The following is a 20,641-nucleotide window of genomic DNA, read 5'->3' as shown; positions in this document are numbered from 1 at the left end:
TAATAGTTGATAATTTTGTAAAATATTAATTATTTGTCACTAATTTTGCGGCAAAGATAAAAGTTATTATTAAAATAAAAAATCAAAGATGAGCAAAGAATTTGTTGACGTTCTTGTAATCGGAGCCGGGCCTTCCGGATGCGTGTCTTCTTCCTACTTAAAGAAGAATAATGTCAGCGTAAAAGTTGTCGAAAAGACAAAATTCCCAAGACTGGTAGTCGGTGAAAGCTTAATCCCAAGGGTAATGGACCACTTTGATGAAGCCGGACTTTTCCCTGCACTGGATAAAATGGGCTTTGAAAAAAAACTGGGTGCCCGTTTCCTTCGTGGTGACGAAGTCTGCATCTTTGATTTCAGCAACAAATTCGGAGAAGGCTGGAACTGGACCTGGCAGGTTCCGAGAGCTGATTTTGATAATACCTTGGCTCAGGAAGTGATTAACAAAGGAGTAGATCTTGAATTTGAAACGGAAGTAATTGATATTAAATTCGACGGAACAGACTCTATCACAACAGTAAAAACGAAAGATGGAGAAACTAAAGAAATCCATGCAAAGTTCGTAATTGATTCAAGTGGCTATGGAAGAGTATTACCTCGTCTTTTAGATCTTGAAAAACCTTCAAAATTAGCTCCGCACTCTGCCATTTTTTCTCATGTAAATGATATTAACAGAGAGCCCGGAGAAGAAGGAACTTTGATTTCTTTTGACATTATTGAAACTGAAGTATGGCTTTGGGTAATTCCTTTTTCCAACGGAAATACAAGCTTAGGAATTGTAGGCCCTACTGAATATATTGAAAAACTATCTGAAAACGGAGATACTGCTGAAGCTCTAAGAAAAGCAATTTCCCTTTCTGATTATTACGTAAAACGTTTTGGTGATGTGGAGTTTCTTTTCGAGCCAAGACATCTGAAAGACTATTCATGTTCTGTAAAGAAACTATTCGGGGACGGATTTGCCTTAACCGGTAATGCTTCTGAATTCCTGGACCCTGTATTTTCATCAGGAATGGCTTTCGCTACAGAATCAGGAATGCTTGCTGCCAAACTGGCATTAAGACAGCTGAATGGCGAAAAAATTGACTGGCAAACAGAATACACAGATTATATCTTATATGGTGTAGACGTTTTCACCACTTATGTAAAGGAATGGTACACCGGAAACCTTCAGGAATTATTCTTCCACCAACCGGAAAACCCGGATGTAAAGAAAAAGATATGTGCTGTATTGGCTGGATATGTCTGGAATAAAGACAATCCTTTTGTGAGAAAGCATGATACTGTAATTAAGAATCTGGCCAACCTCATCAAGCTGGAAAAAGAACAAACTCAAGAATAAAAAAACGGTCTGAAAATTCAGACCGTTTTTTGTTATTTTATTTTAAATTTCTTTTGATTTGTCTTGATAAAACCTTCCCTATAGATTCATATGCTGCAGCAAGCCTTCCATATTCCATGACAGTTACATCCATACCGGAAAACCTGTCGTATTTGTTAAGTTCCACTGTAGCCAAAACCACTGAAGGATTGTTTGTTTCTACCAATTGTATATTTCCGCTCATTTCCGTAGGCATTGCAATCAATCCGGCATGCCAACCCGGGAATACCCATTTCGTATTCAGGATTAATGTATACTTTGCGGAGCTATCTTTTTTGAATATTTCCTTTTTACCGGATGCATTCAGCCCTTTCAGAAGACGCTCTACATAATTTTCTTTTTTATACTTTTCCCATTCTCCAATCCACTCATTCCAGGCAGATTCTCCCCTTTTAGGATTATCCATTACCTGCTTCTTTCTGTTTTCAAGATATTGAGCTTCCGTAATATTTTCCTTCATGAATAACACATCCTCAAACTTGACCTCCACATTCACATCCGCCTGCTCCCTCAATACTTCGAAATCTCCCGAAACAAGTTTCATCTTTTCCTGTCCGAAAACTGTTGTCATCATCACCATGAAGACCAACAATAATAATTTTCTCATAATTTATTAGTTTTTTTTAGGTGCACAAAGATATTATAAAAAGGGATTTTTATTCATTTTTGCTTATAACTTTATCTTAAATCGATAAAGGTAATTGGCTTTCTGCTGTTTGGATTAAAAACAGTTTTAGACAAGATGTCAAAATCGATGATTTCAATTTTCGGACTTACTCTTAGTTTTGCACGGAAATGGTCTCTTACTTCATTCACGAAGCTTTCATGTTCCTGATCTGTACTTAATTTGATGATGATCTCATCCAGTCCGATTTCGTTGGCCTGAATCACGATCTGATAACAGAGGATATTATTAAAATCGTTCAGAATATCATTCATTGCTGGCGGATACAATGTTGTCCCTTTATATTTGATCATCTGCTGCTTTCTTCCGATCACCGGTCCAAGCCGCATCGTATTTCTTCCACATTGACAAGCCTCGTAATGTGCTTTTACAATATCTCCGGTTTTAAACCTCAGCAAAGGAATGGCTTCTACTCCTAACGTAGTAATGGTAAGTTCTCCACTTTCACCTTCTTTTACTATATTTCCTTCATCATCCAGAATTTCGGTAATGATCAGCTCAGGGTGATGATGCCCTCCGATCTGGAACTCGCATTCTGTAAAAGCGGTGCTCATTTCTGTAGAGGCATAAGTAGAAAAAAGTTTGATATCCCATTTCTCTTTGATCTTCTGGGAAAGAATATTATCTGTAAAATCCTGATTTTTGATACTCTCCCCGATACATACCGCTCCATAAACACTTGAATTTTTATAATCCAGGCCATGTTTTTCAGCATAATCAATCATCTTCAGTAAAAATGACGGAACTGTAATGAGGTATTTGGGTTTGTATCTGAAAATGGAATCCCACTGCAATTCAGGAATTCCAGGACCCATTCTGACAACACTTGCACCCATTTTTCTTAATCCTAAAAAATAAGCAAGCCCTGCCATGAAGCGTTTATCAATGGTAGTAATCATCTGCACTACATCTCCTTTCTGAATTCCGGCACAGGCAAAAGATATCGCTTCATTATAGGCAAGTCTTTCAAGATCTCCATCAGACAAGCCAAAGGTTACTGGATCTCCCAATGTTCCGGAAGTTGTGCTGTAGTCTACAATCTTATCGGGTGGAATACAGAAAAAATCATGATTATGCTGCTGCAGATCATTCTTGGTTGTGACAGGAATTTTTTGCAGATCTTCCAATGTACGGAGCTCTCCAACATTAATCTTTTTTTCCTTAAACATCCTCTGATAAAAAGGTGAATTTCCTTCAAGATAAGCCAGAAGCTGTTGAAGTTTTTCTTCCTGAAATGCCTTTATTTCCTGTGTGCTCGATTTTTCGATGAACGGGTGAAATTCCAATGATTTTAATTTTTAAAGGACAAATTTATTTAAAATTAAAGGATTGAAACAGTAAAAGCCCAAAAGATTATACCTTCCCAATCATTTATCTTTGAAATGTAAAGGTCTGTACATTGGTATTTCCCGCACTATTAATCGTAGTCACTTTTAAAGTATGCGAACCTGAACCTTTTGGACACTTTTCATCAAAAATATATACAAAATCATTTTTCACACGAGCAAATCGCAGCCATTTTCCATCCAGTTCTGCGCGGAAAGAAACAATATCGCCAACTTTTGTACTGCCTTTTAAGCGTAAAGCACTACTGTTTACAACCGCTCCTTCTTTCCAACCTGAAGAAACTGATGGTAAACTGTTATCCAGTATAAGTTCTGCAGTCCCCAGTCTATTAAACTGTGCTTCTGCCTGATCGCCGTTCCATTTTGCTTTTACAGCATCCTTATCACTTCCATAATTAAACGAAACCACTACTTTATCTTTCTCGTCTTTGCTAAGTTTTCTGTTGGGTTTTACTTTCAAAGTATAACTATCTTGAACCGGAAGGTATGGATTCTGTAAAACAATGGTATTGGAAACGGCATTTCCATCACTGTTGTTTTTTTCGTACAGACTAAAGTTCACTGCATCATATACAGCATTTTTACTGAAGTTGATCTCTGCACTTTCAGTGGTTAACGTTTTCCCTTCACTAGGCAAAATCACTTTTCCAGAAGGAGAAATTCCATTACCTGTACTAGCTAACTGAACTCTTGTGGTTAACCTGCTGGTATTTCCTTTTACATCTTTTAAAACAATTTCAATATTGTGAACACCTTCATCCTGAAGATTGATCATTCCGGAAAGATTGGGAGTACTGTAATTCGCCAACTTCATTCCCGGCAATACAGACAGATGTTGAATTCCTACTTTATCTCTGATGAATTTGGTGTAATCTATACAACCATTCAGATAGCGGGTATCATCATAGCTCACTTTGTCAATGCTAAAACCATAGATCAGTTTTCCATCCATCAGTAATTCTGCTTTATAAATTCCAAGATTAAATCCCTGGTTGGCTTTATCTACTGCTTTAATTCCAAAGCTTATCATTGGAGAATTGACTCTTACAACATCTGTGGTATAGGTATTCCCTACTTTTCTGACAGCAATCCCATTGGCCCCGGGCTCATAGGTACTGAACCTACGGTCATACCAATACAATCCACTGATGATAGGTGACACAGAATCTGGAATATTAAAACCAAACAATAAGGGATTAAGACATTCTTCTGTTTTGGTATCTCTTATCTCAAAATGGAGGTGTGGCCCAGCTGATCCTCCGGTATTACCGCTCAAAGCAATGAGCTGCCCCTTTGTAACCGGAAATTGTCCCGGCTGGAAAGTAATATCCTGTTCCCATTTTTCGTCTTTGTACTGCTGCTGCTTTACATATTCTTCAAGTTTATCAAAATACTTATTCAAATGGGCATACACTGTTGTAAAGCCATTCGGATGGGTGATGTATACAGCATTTCCGAAACCATAACGCTCCACTTTTATTCTGCTTACATAGCCATCTGCAGCAGCCAATACAGATAAATTCTCCTGACTGTTTGTCCTCAGATCAAGTCCCATGTGAAAATGATTGGTTCTTACTGCCCCAAAATTAGCGGCCAACTGCATGGGAATATTCAGTGGGTTACGGAAATAGTTTTGAGGATAGTTATTTTGAGCCTGTGTGATGATGATATTGATAAAACAAATAACAACCATCAGTTTGGAGAAGATTTTCATACAGCATTTGGGTTTAGTTCTACTTAAATATACGGGATTTCAAGCAATGATCGTGCTATTTTGCTTCTCCCAGTTGAAAGATCTTTTTGTTTAACCACAAATGGCACGGATTTTCACAGATGATTGCTCTAACATCTGTTAAATCTGTCTGATCTTCGAGAGGTTATATTAAGTTTTGACTAAAACCATTGGAATGTTTTTTCATTTTTAAAGCGGGCTAAAGCCCGCTTCTATTAAATTTTTCATTGAAAACACTCAGCAAAGTTGAAGATAACATTAGGTAAAATACTCGCTTATTTAAGGTTCATTATTCCCTTTTTAGCTGTTTCTCTATTTATATTTCTGAGATTGAAGTTTTTAATAGAAATTACCTACATAAAACATATATTATAAACCGACAAATTTTAGTAAATTTGCAGACTTAATTAATCAACGAATATTGAGATATTACAATGAGCCAATTTAAAGAATACAAAAACCTCAACCTTATTGACGTAGCAGAGAATGTAGCGGAATTTTGGAAACAAAATAAAACTTTCAATAAGAGTGTTGAGATTCGTCAGGGAAATCCTGAGTTTGTTTTTTATGAAGGTCCACCTTCAGCAAACGGTATGCCCGGAATTCACCACGTAATGGCAAGAGCATTGAAGGATATTTTCTGCCGTTACCAGACTCAAAATGGAAAACAGGTTTTCCGTAAAGCAGGCTGGGATACGCATGGTCTTCCTGTGGAGCTGGGTGTAGAAAAAGAATTAGGAATTACAAAAGAAGATATTGGCAAAAAAATCTCTATTGAAGATTATAATAAAGCTTGTCGTGAAGCGGTAATGCGTTATACTGATGTATGGAATAACCTTACTGAGAAAATCGGATATTGGGTAGACCTTGATGATCCGTACATTACGTACAAGTCAAAATATATGGAAACTGTTTGGTGGTTGTTGAAGCAATTATATGACAAAAGCTTGTTGTATAAGGGATATACGATCCAGCCTTACTCTCCAAAAGCAGGAACAGGACTTTCTTCTCATGAGTTGAACCAGCCTGGAACGTATCGTGATGTTTCAGATACTACGGTTGTAGCTCAGTTTAAAGTGAAAAAAGATTCATCTGCTTTGTTCAATGATGTTGATGGAGATGTACATATCCTTGCATGGACGACAACTCCCTGGACGTTGCCTTCCAACACTGCACTGACAGTAGGTAGAGATATTGAATATATTGTAGTTAAAACATTCAACCAATATACATTTGAACCGGTAACCGTTGTATTATCCAGCGCTCTTTTACCTAAAGTATTCGGTAAGAAATATGCTGAAGGTACAGATGAGGATTTTGCCAACTATACTCCGGAAACCAAAGTAATTCCATTCAGAATTTTAAAAGAATTTACTGGAGAAAAACTTGTTGATACAAGATATGAGCAATTAGTTCCTTGGTTTACGCCAAACGATAATTCTGAAAATGCATTCAGAGTGATCTTAGGTGATTTCGTAACCACTGAGGATGGTACAGGTATCGTACATACAGCGCCTACTTTTGGTGCCGATGATGCGAGAGTGTCTAAAATGGCTCAACCTGAGATCCCTCCGATGTTGGTAAAGGATGACAATGATAACCTTGTTCCATTGGTAGATTTACAGGGTAAATTCATCCAGGGAGAAAATGTTCCGGAAGTATTCTCAGGAAAGTATATTAAAAACGAATATTATGATGAAGGAACTGCGCCTGAGAAATCTTGGGATGTAGAGCTTGCGATCTTGTTGAAAACAGAGAACAAAGCCTTCAAAGTAGAGAAATATGTCCACTCTTATCCACACTGCTGGAGAACTGACAAGCCGGTATTATATTATCCGTTGGATTCATGGTTTGTGAAGATGACTGCTGTAAAAGACAGATTGGTTAATCTGAACAAAGAAATCAACTGGAAACCTAAAGCTACCGGAGAAGGACGTTTTGCCAACTGGTTGGAAAATGTAAACGACTGGAACTTATCCCGCTCAAGATACTGGGGCATCCCATTGCCAATCTGGAGAACAGAGGATACGAAAGAAGAAAAGATCATCGGTTCTGTAGAAGAGCTTTACAATGAAATTGAAAAATCAATTGCTGCCGGAGTGATGACAGAAAATCCATTCAAAGATTTTGTGATTGGAAATATGTCTGAATCTAACTATGAACTGGTTGATCTTCATAAAAATGTGGTAGACAAAGTGGTATTGGTTTCTGATTCCGGAAAAGCAATGAAGCGTGAAAGTGATTTGATCGACGTTTGGTTCGATTCAGGTTCTATGCCATATGCACAATTACATTATCCTTTTGAGAATAAGGAAATGATTGACAGTAACAAAGCATTCCCTGCTGATTTCATCGCAGAAGGTGTTGACCAGACTCGTGGATGGTTCTATACACTTCATGCGATCGGAACTGCTGTTTTTGACTCTGTTGCTTATAAAAATGTAATGAGTAACGGTCTTGTTTTGGATAAAAACGGACAGAAGATGTCAAAACGTTTAGGAAATGCTGTAGATCCGTTCGAAACACTTTCTGTATACGGACCGGATGCTACCCGTTGGTACATGATCTCCAATGCCAATCCTTGGGAAAACCTGAAGTTTGATATTGAAGGAATTGATGAGGTAAGAAGAAAATTCTTCGGAACCCTTTACAATACGTATTCATTCTTCTCTTTATATGCGAATGTTGATGGATTCAATTATTCAGAAAAAGAAGTTGAAAACCGTCCTGAAATCGACAGATGGATTCTTTCTGAACTGAACTTATTAATCAAGGATGTAAAAGCATTCTATGAAGATTACGAACCGACAAGAGTAGCAAGAGCGATCAGTACATTTGTGAATGATAACCTGAGCAACTGGTATGTAAGATTGTGCAGAAGACGTTTCTGGAAAGGAGATTATTCTGATGATAAGATCTCTGCCTACCAGACTTTGTATACTTGTCTTGAAGTAGTAGCAAAATTATCTGCTCCTATTGCTCCGTTCTTTATGGACCAGCTATATCAGGATCTGAATAAAGTAACAGGTAAAGAAAACTGTGAATCTGTACACTTAACAGATTTCCCGGTTGCTGATGAAAGCTTAATCGATCAGGATCTGGTTGAAAAAACTCATCTGGCACAGAACATTACGAGTATGGTTTTCTCTTTAAGAAAAAAAGAAAACGTGAAAGTTCGTCAGCCATTACAAAAAGTATTGGTTCCTGTATTGGATGCTAAAACAGAAGAACAGATTCTTGCTGTTGCAGATCTTATCAAGCAGGAAGTCAACGTGAAAGAATTACAGTTAATTAATGCTGAAGAAGCCTCTCACTTAATTGTAAAACAAATAAAACCAAACTTCAAAGCGCTAGGTCCTAAATTAGGAAAATACATGAAGGTAGTAGGTGCAGAGATTACAAATCTTACCACAGAACAGATTGCTGCTCTTGAAAAAGAAGGAAAACTGGATGTTCAGGGCTATGAGATCACGCTTGACGACGTGGAAATCTCTACTAAAGATATCCCGGGATGGACCGTAACTTCCGATGGTAAAACAACTGTGGCATTAGATTTGACGTTAACCGATGAATTAAAATCTGAAGGTATTGCAAGAGAATTCATTAACAGAATTCAAAACCTGCGAAAAGAGAAAGATTTCGAACTTACAGACAGAATTAATATCTCCATTGAAGAGAACTCACCATTCCTTGAAGATATTAAGAAAAATGAGGAATATATTTCTTCTGAGGTCTTGTCAAATAAAATAGAAATTGTATCTTCACTTTCAAATTTTAACGAAATCGAAATAGATGAAGTTAATTTTAAGATAAATGTCGAAAAAAATTAACATGTAGTTATAGTATTTCAAATTCCATTTCATAATTTTATTAAAAAGAGAAAGAATATGTCAGACGAAAGAGTTAGATACAGCGATGCTGATTTACAGGAATTTAGAGCGATCATAAAAGAAAAAATAGAAAAGGCGGAGAAAGATCTTCAGCTTATCAGAGAAAGTTTCATCAATGACCAGAATAATGGAACTGATGATACTTCACCTACCTTTAAAGCATTTGAGGAAGGTGCAGAGACTTTGAGCAAAGAGCAGAACTCTATTCTTGCAGGAAGACAGGAAAAATTCGTCCGTGATCTTAAGAATGCTTTAATCAGAATCGAAAACAAGACTTACGGTGTTTGTAGAGTAACAGGGAAGCTTATTCCTAAGGAAAGACTTTTAGCCGTTCCTCATGCTACATTAAGCATTGAAGCGAAAAATATGCAGAAATAGCCGTAAGGTTTGTAAAATAATATTGGGTTTATATAGTATTTCCGGATACTTTATAAACCTAATTTTTAATGTATACCCATGAGCGAAGTATTGATTTTGGTAATCATTGTGGCAGCAGTGCTGGCTCTTTTCAACAGAGAATGGATAAGAAACAGATTCTCTCCAAAAAAGCATACCTACTACACCATTGATGACCAGTTTAATTCTGATAAACGTGACAGGGAGAAAGAAATAGACAGACTGTTGAGTAAGATGGGCAAAAACGGAATCAACGATCTATCTGAAAAAGATAGAAAAAGGCTTGATGAATTGTCCAAAATGTAAAAAATAAATATTAAGAAATGGAATCTATCATAGTACATCCTAAAAACTCTATGGAATTGAACGCTCTAAAAGGTGTTTTAAAAGAAATGAACATTAAGTTTGAGAAAGCTCATGTGAAAAGTTCATATAACGGACAGAAAGTGGTTAAGAAAGCAAGTGATAATAAAAATGTAAGACCTGCTTCAAAACCTTCAAAACCTAAAGGAGAGTAATGAAAAAGATCTTAGCTATCACCTTTTTGGTATTATTGATAGACCAGGCTTCAAAAATTTATATTAAAACCCATTTTAATCTGGATGACAGCATTACCATTTTACCAGGTTTTAAACTGACTTTTGTAGAAAATCCGGGAATGGCATACGGGTTTCATTTCGGAGGAATTATCGGAAAGTATTTACTTGTGATATTAAGAATTTTCCTGATTGGAGGAATGGTCTATATGTTTAAGAAATGGCTGAAGGAAGGAGCTTCTAACTATCTGCTAATCCCAATGGCTATTATCTTTGCCGGAGCAATTGGAAATCTTATTGACGGAATGTTCTACGGAATGCTCTTCGATAGCGGAACTGTTTATGATTCACGCATCGACCGATGGATTGGCTACGGTGGGATTTCCAAGTTTACCCCATTTGGTCAGGGATATTCTACCTTCATGAAAGGATGTGTAGTAGATATGCTTCATTTCCCGTTAGTAGACTGGTATGTTCCGGACAGTTGGCCTATCATTGGCGGAAAACATATTGAATTCTTTAAATATATTTTCAATGTTGCCGATTCAGCGATTACCGTAGGAGCTGCTTTCCTGTTAATTTTCAGAAAAAAAGCATTTCCAAACGGACTTGAATTCTAAAAGATGTATCTCAGATGAGAAAAACAATCAAAAATATTTTTAAATTTTTCCTGCTTCTTTTGGTCGCAGGAATTATTTTTATTGCCTGGGCAAATTACAGCATCAAAAAAGAAAGTGCAGCTTCTCTATCTTACAATATTGCTGAAGTACCGACAGCAAAAACCGCTTTATTGCTGGGAACCGGAAAAACCTTAAACAATGGTATGCCCAATGCTTATTTCTACAATAGAATCAAAGCCGCCACGAATCTTTATAAAAGCGGAAAAATACAGTACATCATTGTAAGTGGTGACAACAGCAGCAAAGACTACAATGAGCCGGAAGATATGCAGTTGGCATTGGTACAACAGGGTATTCCCCAGAATAAAATCATTCTGGATCACGCAGGATTCCGGACATTGGATTCTGTAGTAAGAGCCAAAGATATCTTTGGACAAACGAAACTGATCATCATTTCTCAAAAGTTCCACAACGAAAGAGCTGTCTTCCTTGCGCAGAAAAATGGAATTCAAGCCTTTGGCTACAATGCAGAAGATGTGAATAAGTATGCCGGTTTAAAGACCAATCTGCGGGAGTATCTGGCCAAAGCTAAGGTATATTGGGATCTTATCCTTGGTGTACAGCCAAAATTTGGTGGAGAAAAGATTTTGATTCCTCAGTATTAAAAAAATACAATCATAAAAAATGAGTGTCTTCACGTATCACTTAGTAAAAACAGATTACCTTTCTGCACTCAGAATTCTTTTTTCTTCACCGAAGTCAAGAAATATCTCAGGGTTAATTCACGCAGAAATTATGACGGTGATGACTTTAGGCTCTCCTATTTTTTCACCCTCCCGAATGCTGATAAGACAAATTGCTGTATTCGCACAATGGGAAAATGAAAGTGATATCGATAATTTTTTAGCTAAAGACAGTTTAGGAAAAATTTTATCTGAAGGTTGGCACACCAGATTAACTTTTATGAGAAAATGGGGGGAATTCAACAAGTTTGAAATTCCTGATGAAACCACAGAATTTGAAAATACGGATTCACCAGTAGTTGCAATAACCATTGCCAGAATGAAATTTTTGCAAATCCCCAGATTTATTCATTGGGGAAGACCGGTTGAAAAATTGGTTCGGGATCATCCGGCAACGACTTTGTCTTTAGCCTCCATCAAATTCCCTAACACCATTTCCACTTTTTCAATTTGGAAAAATCAAAAAGAAATGACTGATATGGTTCATGGACATAGCAAAGTTCCAAAACCAGAAAGGCACGCTGACGCAATGAAAGAAAGAGATCGAAAGGATTTTCATTTCGAATTTACAACTTTGCGCTTTAAACCTATTTCAGAATTTGGGGAATGGAATGGGCAACGCGACATTATTCCATATCTCAAAAACAACTAAAATGAGATTTGCTTATCCAATACAGAAATTCCAGGATTGGTTTACTCAACAATTGATAATTCTGCGTGGAAGAAAAATTAAGACTGAAGATTCTCTCTGGTTGATGGGACCTTTTGGTAATTTGAATCCAATGAGTGAGGATTTTATTCATCAATTTGCAGAAAAAGAAAATTTAGTTGTGGAAAAAGGCTCAAAAGTAAAAGGTATTATTCCGTCAATGCTAAAGCTTAACTTATCTGAAACTGAGTTCTCAAATTTATCCAAAAATGTGGTTGGCTTCTATGAAAACACCTCAAATTATACCTTAAATTTTTCTATACAATGGAATCCATATTTCAAATTATTTGGAATTTTAATTAACAAATTATTCAGTAATAGAATTAACCAACTGAATATTCCTACAAAAAGCATTGACGGTTCAGAATCTATAAAAAGCGAAATCATCAACCTTACCGACCCAAAGACCGATGAAATAAAACACACGTTTTGGTTTCGTTCTATTGAATCAACCGGGCAAGTTATCTATTCCGGGGTTTACGGTATCAGCAATTTACCGTCAGGGAAAACTTGCGTAAAGGCTGTATTTCCTTTACCCAATGGGAATGCAACCGTGTTGATGACTCCTAGCGTCGGAAAAAATGGAGAACTGATTTTAGATTCTTCAGGAAAACAATTTGGTGATGCTGGTTTTTATTTTTTACTTAAAGATTCTAAAGGTGAATATTGGTCACAATTTATACGTTCTTTCCGTGATTGTCTCATTATTGGTTCTGAAAATGATATTATATCAGCAGAACAAACTTTAACACTGTGGCATTTCAAGGTTCTTACTTTTATTTATAAAATTGAATTAAAGAAATAGGTTTATTGATGCAGAATTATTCATTAAATAAAATTTATATAAACCGGCATAAGTTTTTGAAAGGGATAAGTTCTAAATTTTCACTATTTTTGCAGAAATAATTTTAAACAAATGTCAAGAATTCTTACCGGCATTCAAGCCACCGGAACCCCCCATCTTGGAAATTTATTAGGGGCTATTATTCCTGCGATCGAACTTTCTAAGCAGGAAGGAAACGAATCATTTTTATTTATTGCGAATCTTCATACGCTTACCCAGATTAAAGATGCGCAGACTTTAAGACAGAATACCTACGAGATTGCTGCGGCTTGGCTTGCTTGTGGATTAGATACCGAAAAAACATTTTTCTACAGACAGAGTGATATCGCTGAAACCTGTGAATTATCTTGGCATTTATCATGTTTTTTTCCTTATCAAAGATTAACATTAGCACATTCATTTAAGGATAAGGCTGATCGTCTTCAGGACATCAATGCCGGTTTGTTTACCTATCCTATTCTGATGGCTGCAGATATTTTATTATACGATGCGGAGATTGTTCCAGTAGGAAAAGACCAGCTTCAGCATTTGGAAATTGCAAGAGATGTTGCTTCAAGATTCAACAATCAGATGGGCGAAGTTTTTGTATTGCCACAATCTGAGCTTCAGGAAGACACAAAATATGTTCCTGGAACGGATGGACGTAAAATGTCTAAATCTATGGGGAATATCATCAATATCTTCTTACCTGAAAAAGAACTGAAGAAACAAGTGATGAGCATTGAATCTGACTCTAAGTCTTTGGAAGAGCCTAAAGATCCTGCCACAGATAAAACATTCCAGATTTATGAATTGATTGCTACTCCTGAACAGACCGAGGAACTAAGAACGAAATACCTTGCTGGTAACTTCGGATATGGGCATGCTAAAAAAGAGCTTTTGGATCTGATTCTTGTTCGTTTTGAAAAAGAAAGAGAAACGTTCAATTATTATATGAACAACCTTGATGAATTGGAAGCAAAACTTCAGCAGGGAGCAGAAAAGACAAAACCTATCGCAATGGAAACTCTAAAAAGAGTAAGAACAAGCTTAGGATTTTAATTCTAAGTTTTATACATACGAAAGCCCTTCAGTTGAAGGGCTTTTTCTATTTGAGTCTATCTCATATTTTTTATAAGAATAAAGTAGTGCATACTGTCTTCAAATTTGTAAAGGATATCCCAGCCAGGATATTGTTTGATAATGGTCCTGATAATAGATAATCCTAAACCTGTGGAGCCATGATCCGAACCTTGTTTATAGAAACGGTTAAAAATTCTGGATTCATCCAATGAAGCAGGTGTTCCACTGTTTTGAAAAGTGATCCTATCATTTTCAATGATAATATTTAAAGTCCCTTCCTGATTATTATATTTAACTGCATTTTTAAGAAGATTAGACAGTAATATATCGGCAAGATCCTGATTAAAATCTGCCTGAAAATGCCCTTTCTCAATAATATTGACCTCTACTTTTTTAAATGCTATAAAATCTTCATAATTCTGAACCAGTATATCAATCATCTTATTGAAGTCAACATGTGATGTTGTATTAAACTGACTGTTTTCAATATTGGAAAGCATCAACAGAGATTTATTCAGTCCTACCATCCTTCTCAGATCATTTTTAACTTCCGTGAGAAAGGTCAGACTCTTTTTATCAGGATTCTCATTCTGAATAAGAAGATCTATTTTATTAATAACAATTGCAAGTGGCGTCTGAAGCTCATGAGATGCATTTTCAATAAACTGTTTCTGCTGATAGAAAACAAGTTCATTACGGTCTATCATCTCGTTAATTTCCACGTTCAGCTCTTCAAATTCCTTGATGGAATAGTTTTGGTCTTCCTGGGAAAAAGGAATGCCGAACTGATATTTTTTCAATTTATCCAGAATCAGATAGAACGGACGCATTGCTTTATTCAGCAAATAGCCGTTCACTGCAACGATGCTTATTACCAAAAGAATATAAAGAACAATCAATGCCGTTGTAAGGTCATAGATAAGCTCATCCTCCTCTACTGTTGAAGTTCTGATGACAAGCCTTTGCCGATTTTTATACTGGTCGATAAAATCTGCTTCAAGAACCCTGTAAGGCTGGTCTTTATCATCATACTCCATATAATACATCTTATTATAGAGTCTGCTCCTGTTTTTGTATTCTCCGGCAGTAATCGGCATGATCTTAAATTCGTTAAATCCAAAATCGTTATTCTTCAGGAGTTCCGGATTCAGATATACCGCCTTGATGATCTGTATTTTTCTATCTTTCAGTCCGTCATCTACGTTATCGTGTACCTCATCCAGAATATAGGCATAAAACAGCCCGGCCCAGACTGCAATAATCACCAGCAGGATCATAATAAGGTACTTTATTGTATAATATTTTAAGGAAACCTTCATCAGACAAATTTATATCCTATTCCGTATACTGCCTGAAAATCTGCTTCTGCATTAAGTGTTTTCAGCTTTTTACGAAGATTTTTAATTTGTGAATAAATAAAATCAAGACTGTCTGCCTGATCGATATAATCTCCCCAGATGGCCTCTGCAAGAGTCGTTTTCTGCAATGTTTTTTCAGGGTGAATAACAAAGTAATACAAAAGATCATATTCCTTTCGGTTAAGAACCAGCTCTTCATTTCCTACTTTAACAGATCTGTTTTCCGGGTCAATGCTAATATTTTTATACCTGATGATATTCTCACCATCCTGGTTTTTTCTTCTTATTACAGACCGGATTCTAGCCATTAGCTCCGCCAGGTGAAAAGGTTTAGCCAGATAATCGTCAGCTCCTATTTCCAACCCGGTTACCTTATCATCCACTGAATCTTTGGCAGACAAAATAATAACCGGATCTTTTTTATGCATTTTTTTGATTTCCCGTAAGAGATCTATTCCATTACCGTCAGGAAGCATTATATCCAGCAGGATGCAGTCGTATTCATAGGAAATAATCTTTTCGAGTCCGGAACTGTAGTTTTCTGCATATTCTACAATAAAATGCTCTGCTTCCAGAAATTTCTGTACAGTATCCTTTAGGTCCGGTTCATCTTCTACTATTAAAATCTTCATAGGCTCTGCTGCTTGGATAGGTTATATCAAATATAAGAAATTATAAGGCGGGAAGTTGGAAGAGGGAGGCTGAAAGTTGCTATTCTATCATCTACAACTGTTTACTTTTTAAGAAACAGACCATTTCAATGGCGTCCTATACAACTTCCTTCTTCCAATTCCCAGCTCCCTTATCTCAAAAATCAGTTCGTTTTTATGTAGCGTCCATCTGCATCAAAGATCAGACATAGACCATTCATCAGATGAATCTTGTAGGCATCATATTTTTTTTCAATAGACTGAACAACACTGCACGGATGATGTTTGGTCATAAAAGACACAATATTCTTTCTAATCTTACTGGAAGATGATTTTCTTCCATCACTGTTTATTAAGCTCCAGTTTACCATAATACTAAAATTTTATTGTTATTCTTCAATGCGTTAGTCATCAATTTTTTTGAAATTTCCATTTCGGTCAAACTCCAGTTCCAATCCATTGGAAAGCTCTGCTTTATAAGACCATCTTTTCTTTTCTATCTTAACGATATAGGTATTGGGGAAATTTCTGCTGCTGTAATTTTTAATAGAAGCAGGAATAAAACCGTAAGGAATCTTCTGGTGGTTCCCATCTACTTCTTTCCAATTTCCATTACTATCAAATTCTATTTTCATTCCATTGTTCAGATATACCTTATATTCATCTACCCCATAGATTTCTCTGTCTTCAATAGCAGATGATACCGGAACTCCTTTAAAGTGCCCTGCAAGAAAGGTTTTAGCAGCCCTAGGCAATTGATTGGAGCTAATAGCTCTGTCCTGTGCTGAGATCAGGCCACCGATCAATAAGAAGATCAAAACAAATACTCCTGTGATTTTCTTTACATTTTTCATAATATTAAATTTTTCTGTCATTATTATGGAGCAAAGGTCCAAATCAATTTGGGAAAGAATTGGGAATAATTATTTGAGCAAAGAAATAAGCAGATTTAAAATGATGTTTACATTTTTGTTGATATGATCTTTTTAAAACAGAAAAGCCATTAAGATAAACTTAACGGCTTTCATATGTGACTTAACTGTCTAAATTTTATAAGTACTCTTTAATCTGCTGAAGATGAGTAATGGCCTTTAATCCGGCTTCTTTTTTATCTTCCTTATACACATCAAAGAAAATCGTATCCATCCCGAAATCTCTTCCCCCCAGTGCATCAGCGATCCAATCATCACCAATCATAATGCTTTCTTCTTTCTTTGCATTAGAAAGCCCAAGGGAATATTCAAAAATCTTCGGATTAGGTTTCCTTACCCCTACAGCATCTGCACTGGTAATGGTTTCAAAATAAGGGGCAATTCCCGACAAGGTACATTTTCTCTCCGTTACATCCTGAAAGCCGTTAGAAATAATATGAAGTGTATAATTCTTCGACTTCAGATACTCAAGGACATCTTCTGCCCCTTCTACCAATTCATTATGACTTACAATATTATCCAGAAAGTTCTCTTCAAAATAAAGGGAAAGTTCTTTATTGTCTACTCCAAAGTGCATGAAGGAATCATAAAAACGGTGTTCTCTCAAATACTCTTTGCCTATAATTCCATCTCTGATCTTTTCCCATAAATCTTCATTGATATCATGGTAAACAGCGTGAAACTCTTCAAAGTCTATATTATACTTCGAAGTAATTTCCTGCTTTTCGAAAAGTTCTTTGATGGCCAGATAGGCATTTCTGCGATGATCCCAGAGCGTATTGTCCAGGTCAAAAAAAACATGCTGCATTTTCATACAGCACAAAGTTAGTAATTTTAATTTTTTGTAATAGGATAATTCTTGCTCTTGCTTTTCACAATTTCAAGGCTTTTAGAAAAATTGAGCAGAAAATCGATGGTTTGTTTTTTAGGTTTCAAAGTTTTCACTTTTAAGGAGTCATTTTTTTTCATAAGCGAAGTATGTTTTCCTTAAAACGTGAAATTTTACAAAATATTATCTATCTGGTTAATATTATGTTATTTTCATCCATGATTTTTCTCAGGTTTATAAGCGCATATCTTACTCTACCTAATGTAGTATTAATACTCATATCGGTATGATCGGCAATTTCCTTAAAACTCAATCCGTCAAAAAACCTCAATTTGATTACTTCCTGCTGATTGAGGGGAAGAAATTGCAGCATTCTGAGCAGATCTTCCTGAATCTGATTAGTTACCAGCTGATCTTCAATATTTTCAGATGGTTCTCTGATCAGGTCAAAAATAGAATATTCATCCGTTTCAAATGTAGTCTCTGAAACTTTGATATTTTTGGATTTTGATCGGAAATGATCAATAATAAGGTTGTGTGAGATTCTTTTCGCCCAAAGGATAAATTTACCCTCTTCGTTGTAACGTCCTTCTTTTAGCATCACAATAATTTTCATGAAAGTATCCTGAAAAACATCATTGGCTAAATCTTCATCATTAATTTTATAAAAAATGAATGTAAAAAGTTCTCTCTGGTGACGATGAATAAGGGTTGACAAAGCCTCTTCATCACCTTTCTGGTAAAGTGAAATTAATAAACTATCCGATTTTGATTTCATAACTCTTCTCAATATAATATTTGCAGCCCAGCTATCGCCCAGATACATTATCTGGTTTTTGCTGTATATACAAAACAGTTCTTCAGAGTAGAGTCTCTTCGATAGGCGGTACAATTATATTATGGCGTAAATATAATAAATTTTTAATAACTGTTAAGCAATTATTAAATTTTCGCTATAAAAATTTAAAAAAAATCATTTAAACATGTCATGAATGAATACAGTAGGGATATTTAATGTAAAATTAATATTCAGACCTTTCATTTCTTTTCCGTTTAATCGGGCATCTCCAATAGGGAAAGCATAGCCCCCGGTAAGGTCTAACATCCCAAATAAGGTAACTCCAATTTTAGGTGCAATATATTTATTGGTTCCTTCCGCTCCCATTAAAAAGTAATAAGAATGGTAAAAATCTACATTCTTCTCAAAATTAAGCAGAACATCCGCCTGAAGCTTCGGCATGATAGCAAATTTTGAATCTGCCACTCCCATCAGGGCAGAACCACCCAATCTGTAAATTACATCATCATTTTTAAGAAAAAGCAACTTTCCTCCCACTTCTCCAAAGCTTTGATTCTGGTAGGTATATCCTACGCTGATCATTTTATGCATAGTATATTGTGCTTTTACCAAATTACTCAGTAAAAACAGGGATAGAATGGCAATTGCAGTTCGAAAATTCATCATCTCTCAATTAATTAAGGTGTAAAATTAAAAAAAACTGCCTTATCAGAAGATAAAGCAGTTCATAATATTTAGTTTATAGAAAAAATTAAATTCCGAAAGCGGCTTTAATTTCGTCAACTTTGTCTAGTTTTTCCCAAGTAAAGAACTCAAGACCTTCCAATGTAAGCTCATTCTTATGCCCTTTGTTGAAGGTTTTATCAGCCACATAATGTTCCTTCCCCATGTGTCCGTAAGAAGCCGTTTCCTGATAGATAGGATTTCTTAGTTTTAAGTTCTGCTCAATAGCATAAGGTCTTAAATCGAAAATGGTAGATACTTTTTTAGCAATATCTCCATCGTGAAGATCAACTTTAGCTGTTCCATAGGTATTGATGTACAGACCACAAGGTTCAGCCACTCCAATCGCATAAGAAACCTGTACTAGGACCTCGTCAGCAATACCAGCTGCTACAAGGTTTTTAGCAATGTGTCTTGTTGCATATGCAGCACTTCTGTCTACTTTTGAAGGATCTTTTCCAGAGAAAGCACCGCCACCGTGAGCCCCTTTACCACCATAAGTATCTACGATGATCTTTCTACCTGTAAGACCAGTATCTCCGTGAGGACCACCGATTACAAATTTACCTGTAGGGTTGATGTGATATTTGATCTGATCGTTGAAAAGAGCTTTGATTTCTTCAGTCTGCTGAGCAACAACTCTGGGAACAAGGATATTCTTGATATCTTCACGGATCTTGTTCAGCATCTCTTCTTCTGCTCCGAAGTCATCATGCTGAGTAGAAACTACGATAGAATCAATTCTGATTGGCTTATGGTCATCAGAGTATTCAATCGTAACCTGGCTTTTCGCATCAGGACGTAAGTAAGCAATCTCTTTATTTTCTCTTCTGATCGCAGAAAGTTCTTTAAGGATCGTGTGTGCTAAGTCCAAAGCAAGAGGCATATAATTAGCCGTCTCGTTCGTAGCATATCCAAACATCATTCCCTGGTCACCAGCTCCCTGAGCGTTTGCTTTAGCTTCAAAAGACTCATCATTTACCGCTCTGTCAACCCCTTGGTTGATATCAGGGGACTGTTCATGAATTGCAGAGATTACTCCACATGAATCTCCATTGAACATATACTCACCTTTTGTATACCCAATTCCGTTAATTACTTCTCTGGCAATCGTCTGAACATCAAGGTAAGCATCAGATTTCACTTCTCCTGCCAATACCACCTGTCCGGTAGTTACAAGAGTTTCACATGCTACTTTTGATGTTTTATCGTATGCTAAAAAATGGTCGATTAATGCATCGGAGATTTGGTCGGCAATTTTATCCGGATGTCCTTCTGAAACTGATTCAGATGTAAATAAATAAGACATATTATTCTTTGTTTTTTAGATTAAAAAATAGTGTTGAAGAAAAATAAGAATAAAAATTGCCCAAAAAGAATACTGTTTTAGCATTTTTTTATAGAGGTTG

21 protein-coding genes are annotated in these 20,641 nt (G+C 36.2%); 10 read left to right on the top strand and 11 right to left on the bottom strand.

The window, feature by feature from the left end; all coding sequences use genetic code 11:
* Positions 1 to 88: 88 nt before the first annotated feature.
* Entirely contained in the window at positions 89 to 1,339 is a 1,251-nt protein-coding gene (locus DRF65_RS06555) for an NAD(P)/FAD-dependent oxidoreductase (protein WP_115969944.1), read from the top strand.
* A gap of 37 nt (positions 1,340 to 1,376) precedes the next feature.
* On the opposite strand, the gene DRF65_RS06550 is transcribed toward DRF65_RS06555, so the two are convergent.
* The 3 genes from DRF65_RS06550 to DRF65_RS29140 form a co-directional block, all read right to left on the bottom strand.
* Positions 1,377 to 1,985 (bottom strand): hypothetical protein, encoded by a 609-nt coding sequence (locus DRF65_RS06550; protein ID WP_115969942.1) that lies wholly within the window; start codon positions 1,983 to 1,985, stop codon positions 1,377 to 1,379.
* A 71-nt stretch (positions 1,986 to 2,056) separates the two neighbouring features.
* Positions 2,057 to 3,349: a phenylacetate--CoA ligase family protein gene (locus DRF65_RS06545; protein ID WP_115969940.1), complete on the bottom strand. Its 1,293-nt coding sequence runs from the start codon at positions 3,347 to 3,349 to the stop codon at positions 2,057 to 2,059.
* An 85-nt stretch (positions 3,350 to 3,434) separates the two neighbouring features.
* Positions 3,435 to 5,123 (bottom strand): M23 family metallopeptidase, encoded by a 1,689-nt coding sequence (locus DRF65_RS29140; RefSeq protein ID WP_115969938.1) that lies wholly within the window; start codon positions 5,121 to 5,123, stop codon positions 3,435 to 3,437.
* 452 nt (positions 5,124 to 5,575) lie between these two features.
* On the opposite strand from DRF65_RS29140, the gene ileS reads away from it, so the two are divergent.
* From ileS to trpS, 9 genes are all read left to right on the top strand, one after another.
* On the top strand, positions 5,576 to 8,971 hold the full coding sequence (ileS, locus tag DRF65_RS06535; protein ID WP_115969936.1) for an isoleucine--tRNA ligase: 3,396 nt from the start codon (positions 5,576 to 5,578) through the stop codon (positions 8,969 to 8,971).
* Between the two features lie 57 nt (positions 8,972 to 9,028).
* Positions 9,029 to 9,409, top strand: a complete 381-nt coding sequence (locus DRF65_RS06530; RefSeq protein WP_045501318.1) for a TraR/DksA family transcriptional regulator — start codon at positions 9,029 to 9,031, stop codon at positions 9,407 to 9,409.
* Between the two features lie 78 nt (positions 9,410 to 9,487).
* Positions 9,488 to 9,733: a DUF6576 domain-containing protein gene (locus DRF65_RS06525; RefSeq protein ID WP_115969934.1), complete on the top strand. Its 246-nt coding sequence runs from the start codon at positions 9,488 to 9,490 to the stop codon at positions 9,731 to 9,733.
* Positions 9,734 to 9,750: 17 nt separating this feature from the next.
* Positions 9,751 to 9,945 (top strand): DUF2683 family protein, encoded by a 195-nt coding sequence (locus DRF65_RS06520; protein WP_115969932.1) that lies wholly within the window; start codon positions 9,751 to 9,753, stop codon positions 9,943 to 9,945.
* Positions 9,945 to 10,583, top strand: coding sequence for a lipoprotein signal peptidase (locus DRF65_RS06515; RefSeq protein ID WP_115969930.1), 639 nt, complete (start codon positions 9,945 to 9,947; stop codon positions 10,581 to 10,583). Before DRF65_RS06520 ends, DRF65_RS06515 begins: the two co-directional genes overlap by 1 nt.
* Before the next feature lie 14 nt (positions 10,584 to 10,597).
* Positions 10,598 to 11,248, top strand: a complete 651-nt coding sequence (locus DRF65_RS06510; protein ID WP_115969928.1) for a SanA/YdcF family protein — start codon at positions 10,598 to 10,600, stop codon at positions 11,246 to 11,248.
* Positions 11,249 to 11,267: 19 nt separating this feature from the next.
* Positions 11,268 to 11,978: a hypothetical protein gene (locus DRF65_RS06505; RefSeq protein ID WP_115969926.1), complete on the top strand. Its 711-nt coding sequence runs from the start codon at positions 11,268 to 11,270 to the stop codon at positions 11,976 to 11,978.
* A 1-nt stretch (position 11,979) separates the two neighbouring features.
* The gene (locus tag DRF65_RS06500; protein WP_115969924.1) at positions 11,980 to 12,840 is read left to right on the top strand and encodes a hypothetical protein; all 861 of its coding nucleotides are present in this window, start codon (positions 11,980 to 11,982) and stop codon (positions 12,838 to 12,840) included.
* A gap of 111 nt (positions 12,841 to 12,951) precedes the next feature.
* On the top strand, positions 12,952 to 13,920 hold the full coding sequence (gene trpS / locus DRF65_RS06495; protein ID WP_115969922.1) for a tryptophan--tRNA ligase: 969 nt from the start codon (positions 12,952 to 12,954) through the stop codon (positions 13,918 to 13,920).
* A gap of 56 nt (positions 13,921 to 13,976) precedes the next feature.
* On the opposite strand, the gene DRF65_RS06490 is transcribed toward trpS, so the two are convergent.
* The 8 genes from DRF65_RS06490 to metK form a co-directional block, all read right to left on the bottom strand.
* Complete coding sequence (locus DRF65_RS06490) at positions 13,977 to 15,260, bottom strand: sensor histidine kinase (protein WP_115969920.1); 1,284 nt, start codon at positions 15,258 to 15,260, stop codon at positions 13,977 to 13,979.
* Positions 15,260 to 15,931, bottom strand: a complete 672-nt coding sequence (locus DRF65_RS06485) for a response regulator transcription factor (RefSeq protein WP_115969918.1) — start codon at positions 15,929 to 15,931, stop codon at positions 15,260 to 15,262. The genes DRF65_RS06490 and DRF65_RS06485 overlap by 1 nt, the downstream gene beginning before the upstream one ends.
* 182 nt (positions 15,932 to 16,113) lie before the next feature.
* Entirely contained in the window at positions 16,114 to 16,320 is a 207-nt protein-coding gene (locus DRF65_RS06480) for a hypothetical protein (RefSeq protein ID WP_115969916.1), read from the bottom strand.
* 33 nt (positions 16,321 to 16,353) lie between these two features.
* The gene (locus DRF65_RS06475) at positions 16,354 to 16,803 is read right to left on the bottom strand and encodes a PepSY-like domain-containing protein (RefSeq protein ID WP_115970027.1); all 450 of its coding nucleotides are present in this window, start codon (positions 16,801 to 16,803) and stop codon (positions 16,354 to 16,356) included.
* A 196-nt stretch (positions 16,804 to 16,999) separates the two neighbouring features.
* Positions 17,000 to 17,695 (bottom strand): YjjG family noncanonical pyrimidine nucleotidase, encoded by a 696-nt coding sequence (locus DRF65_RS06470; protein WP_115969915.1) that lies wholly within the window; start codon positions 17,693 to 17,695, stop codon positions 17,000 to 17,002.
* A 202-nt stretch (positions 17,696 to 17,897) separates the two neighbouring features.
* The gene (locus DRF65_RS06465) at positions 17,898 to 18,488 is read right to left on the bottom strand and encodes an RNA polymerase sigma factor (protein WP_115970026.1); all 591 of its coding nucleotides are present in this window, start codon (positions 18,486 to 18,488) and stop codon (positions 17,898 to 17,900) included.
* Positions 18,489 to 18,683: 195 nt separating this feature from the next.
* Positions 18,684 to 19,175: a hypothetical protein gene (locus tag DRF65_RS06460; protein WP_115969913.1), complete on the bottom strand. Its 492-nt coding sequence runs from the start codon at positions 19,173 to 19,175 to the stop codon at positions 18,684 to 18,686.
* Positions 19,176 to 19,260: 85 nt separating this feature from the next.
* Complete coding sequence (gene metK, locus DRF65_RS06455; protein WP_115969911.1) at positions 19,261 to 20,541, bottom strand: methionine adenosyltransferase; 1,281 nt, start codon at positions 20,539 to 20,541, stop codon at positions 19,261 to 19,263.
* Positions 20,542 to 20,641: the final 100 nt, after the last annotated feature.

This window comes from Chryseobacterium pennae, from assembly GCF_003385515.1.
In the GTDB taxonomy this organism is placed as follows: domain Bacteria; phylum Bacteroidota; class Bacteroidia; order Flavobacteriales; family Weeksellaceae; genus Chryseobacterium; species Chryseobacterium pennae.
This window is presented reverse-complemented; position numbering and strand designations above follow the sequence as displayed.

Coding starts and splice junctions, on each gene's coding strand:
- DRF65_RS06465 (WP_115970026.1), bottom strand. CDS start 18,488: ATGAAATCAAAATCGGATAGTTTATTAATTTCACTTTACCAGAAAGGT.
- DRF65_RS06520 (WP_115969932.1), top strand. CDS start 9,751: ATGGAATCTATCATAGTACATCCTAAAAACTCTATGGAATTGAACGCT.
- DRF65_RS06515 (WP_115969930.1), top strand. CDS start 9,945: ATGAAAAAGATCTTAGCTATCACCTTTTTGGTATTATTGATAGACCAG.
- DRF65_RS06555 (WP_115969944.1), top strand. CDS start 89: ATGAGCAAAGAATTTGTTGACGTTCTTGTAATCGGAGCCGGGCCTTCC.
- DRF65_RS06480 (WP_115969916.1), bottom strand. CDS start 16,320: ATGGTAAACTGGAGCTTAATAAACAGTGATGGAAGAAAATCATCTTCC.
- DRF65_RS06485 (WP_115969918.1), bottom strand. CDS start 15,931: ATGAAGATTTTAATAGTAGAAGATGAACCGGACCTAAAGGATACTGTA.
- trpS (WP_115969922.1), top strand. CDS start 12,952: ATGTCAAGAATTCTTACCGGCATTCAAGCCACCGGAACCCCCCATCTT.
- DRF65_RS06470 (WP_115969915.1), bottom strand. CDS start 17,695: ATGAAAATGCAGCATGTTTTTTTTGACCTGGACAATACGCTCTGGGAT.
- DRF65_RS06510 (WP_115969928.1), top strand. CDS start 10,598: ATGAGAAAAACAATCAAAAATATTTTTAAATTTTTCCTGCTTCTTTTG.
- DRF65_RS29140 (WP_115969938.1), bottom strand. CDS start 5,123: ATGAAAATCTTCTCCAAACTGATGGTTGTTATTTGTTTTATCAATATC.
- DRF65_RS06460 (WP_115969913.1), bottom strand. CDS start 19,175: ATGATGAATTTTCGAACTGCAATTGCCATTCTATCCCTGTTTTTACTG.
- DRF65_RS06525 (WP_115969934.1), top strand. CDS start 9,488: ATGAGCGAAGTATTGATTTTGGTAATCATTGTGGCAGCAGTGCTGGCT.
- DRF65_RS06490 (WP_115969920.1), bottom strand. CDS start 15,260: ATGAAGGTTTCCTTAAAATATTATACAATAAAGTACCTTATTATGATC.
- DRF65_RS06500 (WP_115969924.1), top strand. CDS start 11,980: ATGAGATTTGCTTATCCAATACAGAAATTCCAGGATTGGTTTACTCAA.
- metK (WP_115969911.1), bottom strand. CDS start 20,541: ATGTCTTATTTATTTACATCTGAATCAGTTTCAGAAGGACATCCGGAT.
- DRF65_RS06550 (WP_115969942.1), bottom strand. CDS start 1,985: ATGAGAAAATTATTATTGTTGGTCTTCATGGTGATGATGACAACAGTT.
- DRF65_RS06530 (WP_045501318.1), top strand. CDS start 9,029: ATGTCAGACGAAAGAGTTAGATACAGCGATGCTGATTTACAGGAATTT.
- DRF65_RS06475 (WP_115970027.1), bottom strand. CDS start 16,803: ATGAAAAATGTAAAGAAAATCACAGGAGTATTTGTTTTGATCTTCTTA.
- ileS (WP_115969936.1), top strand. CDS start 5,576: ATGAGCCAATTTAAAGAATACAAAAACCTCAACCTTATTGACGTAGCA.
- DRF65_RS06505 (WP_115969926.1), top strand. CDS start 11,268: ATGAGTGTCTTCACGTATCACTTAGTAAAAACAGATTACCTTTCTGCA.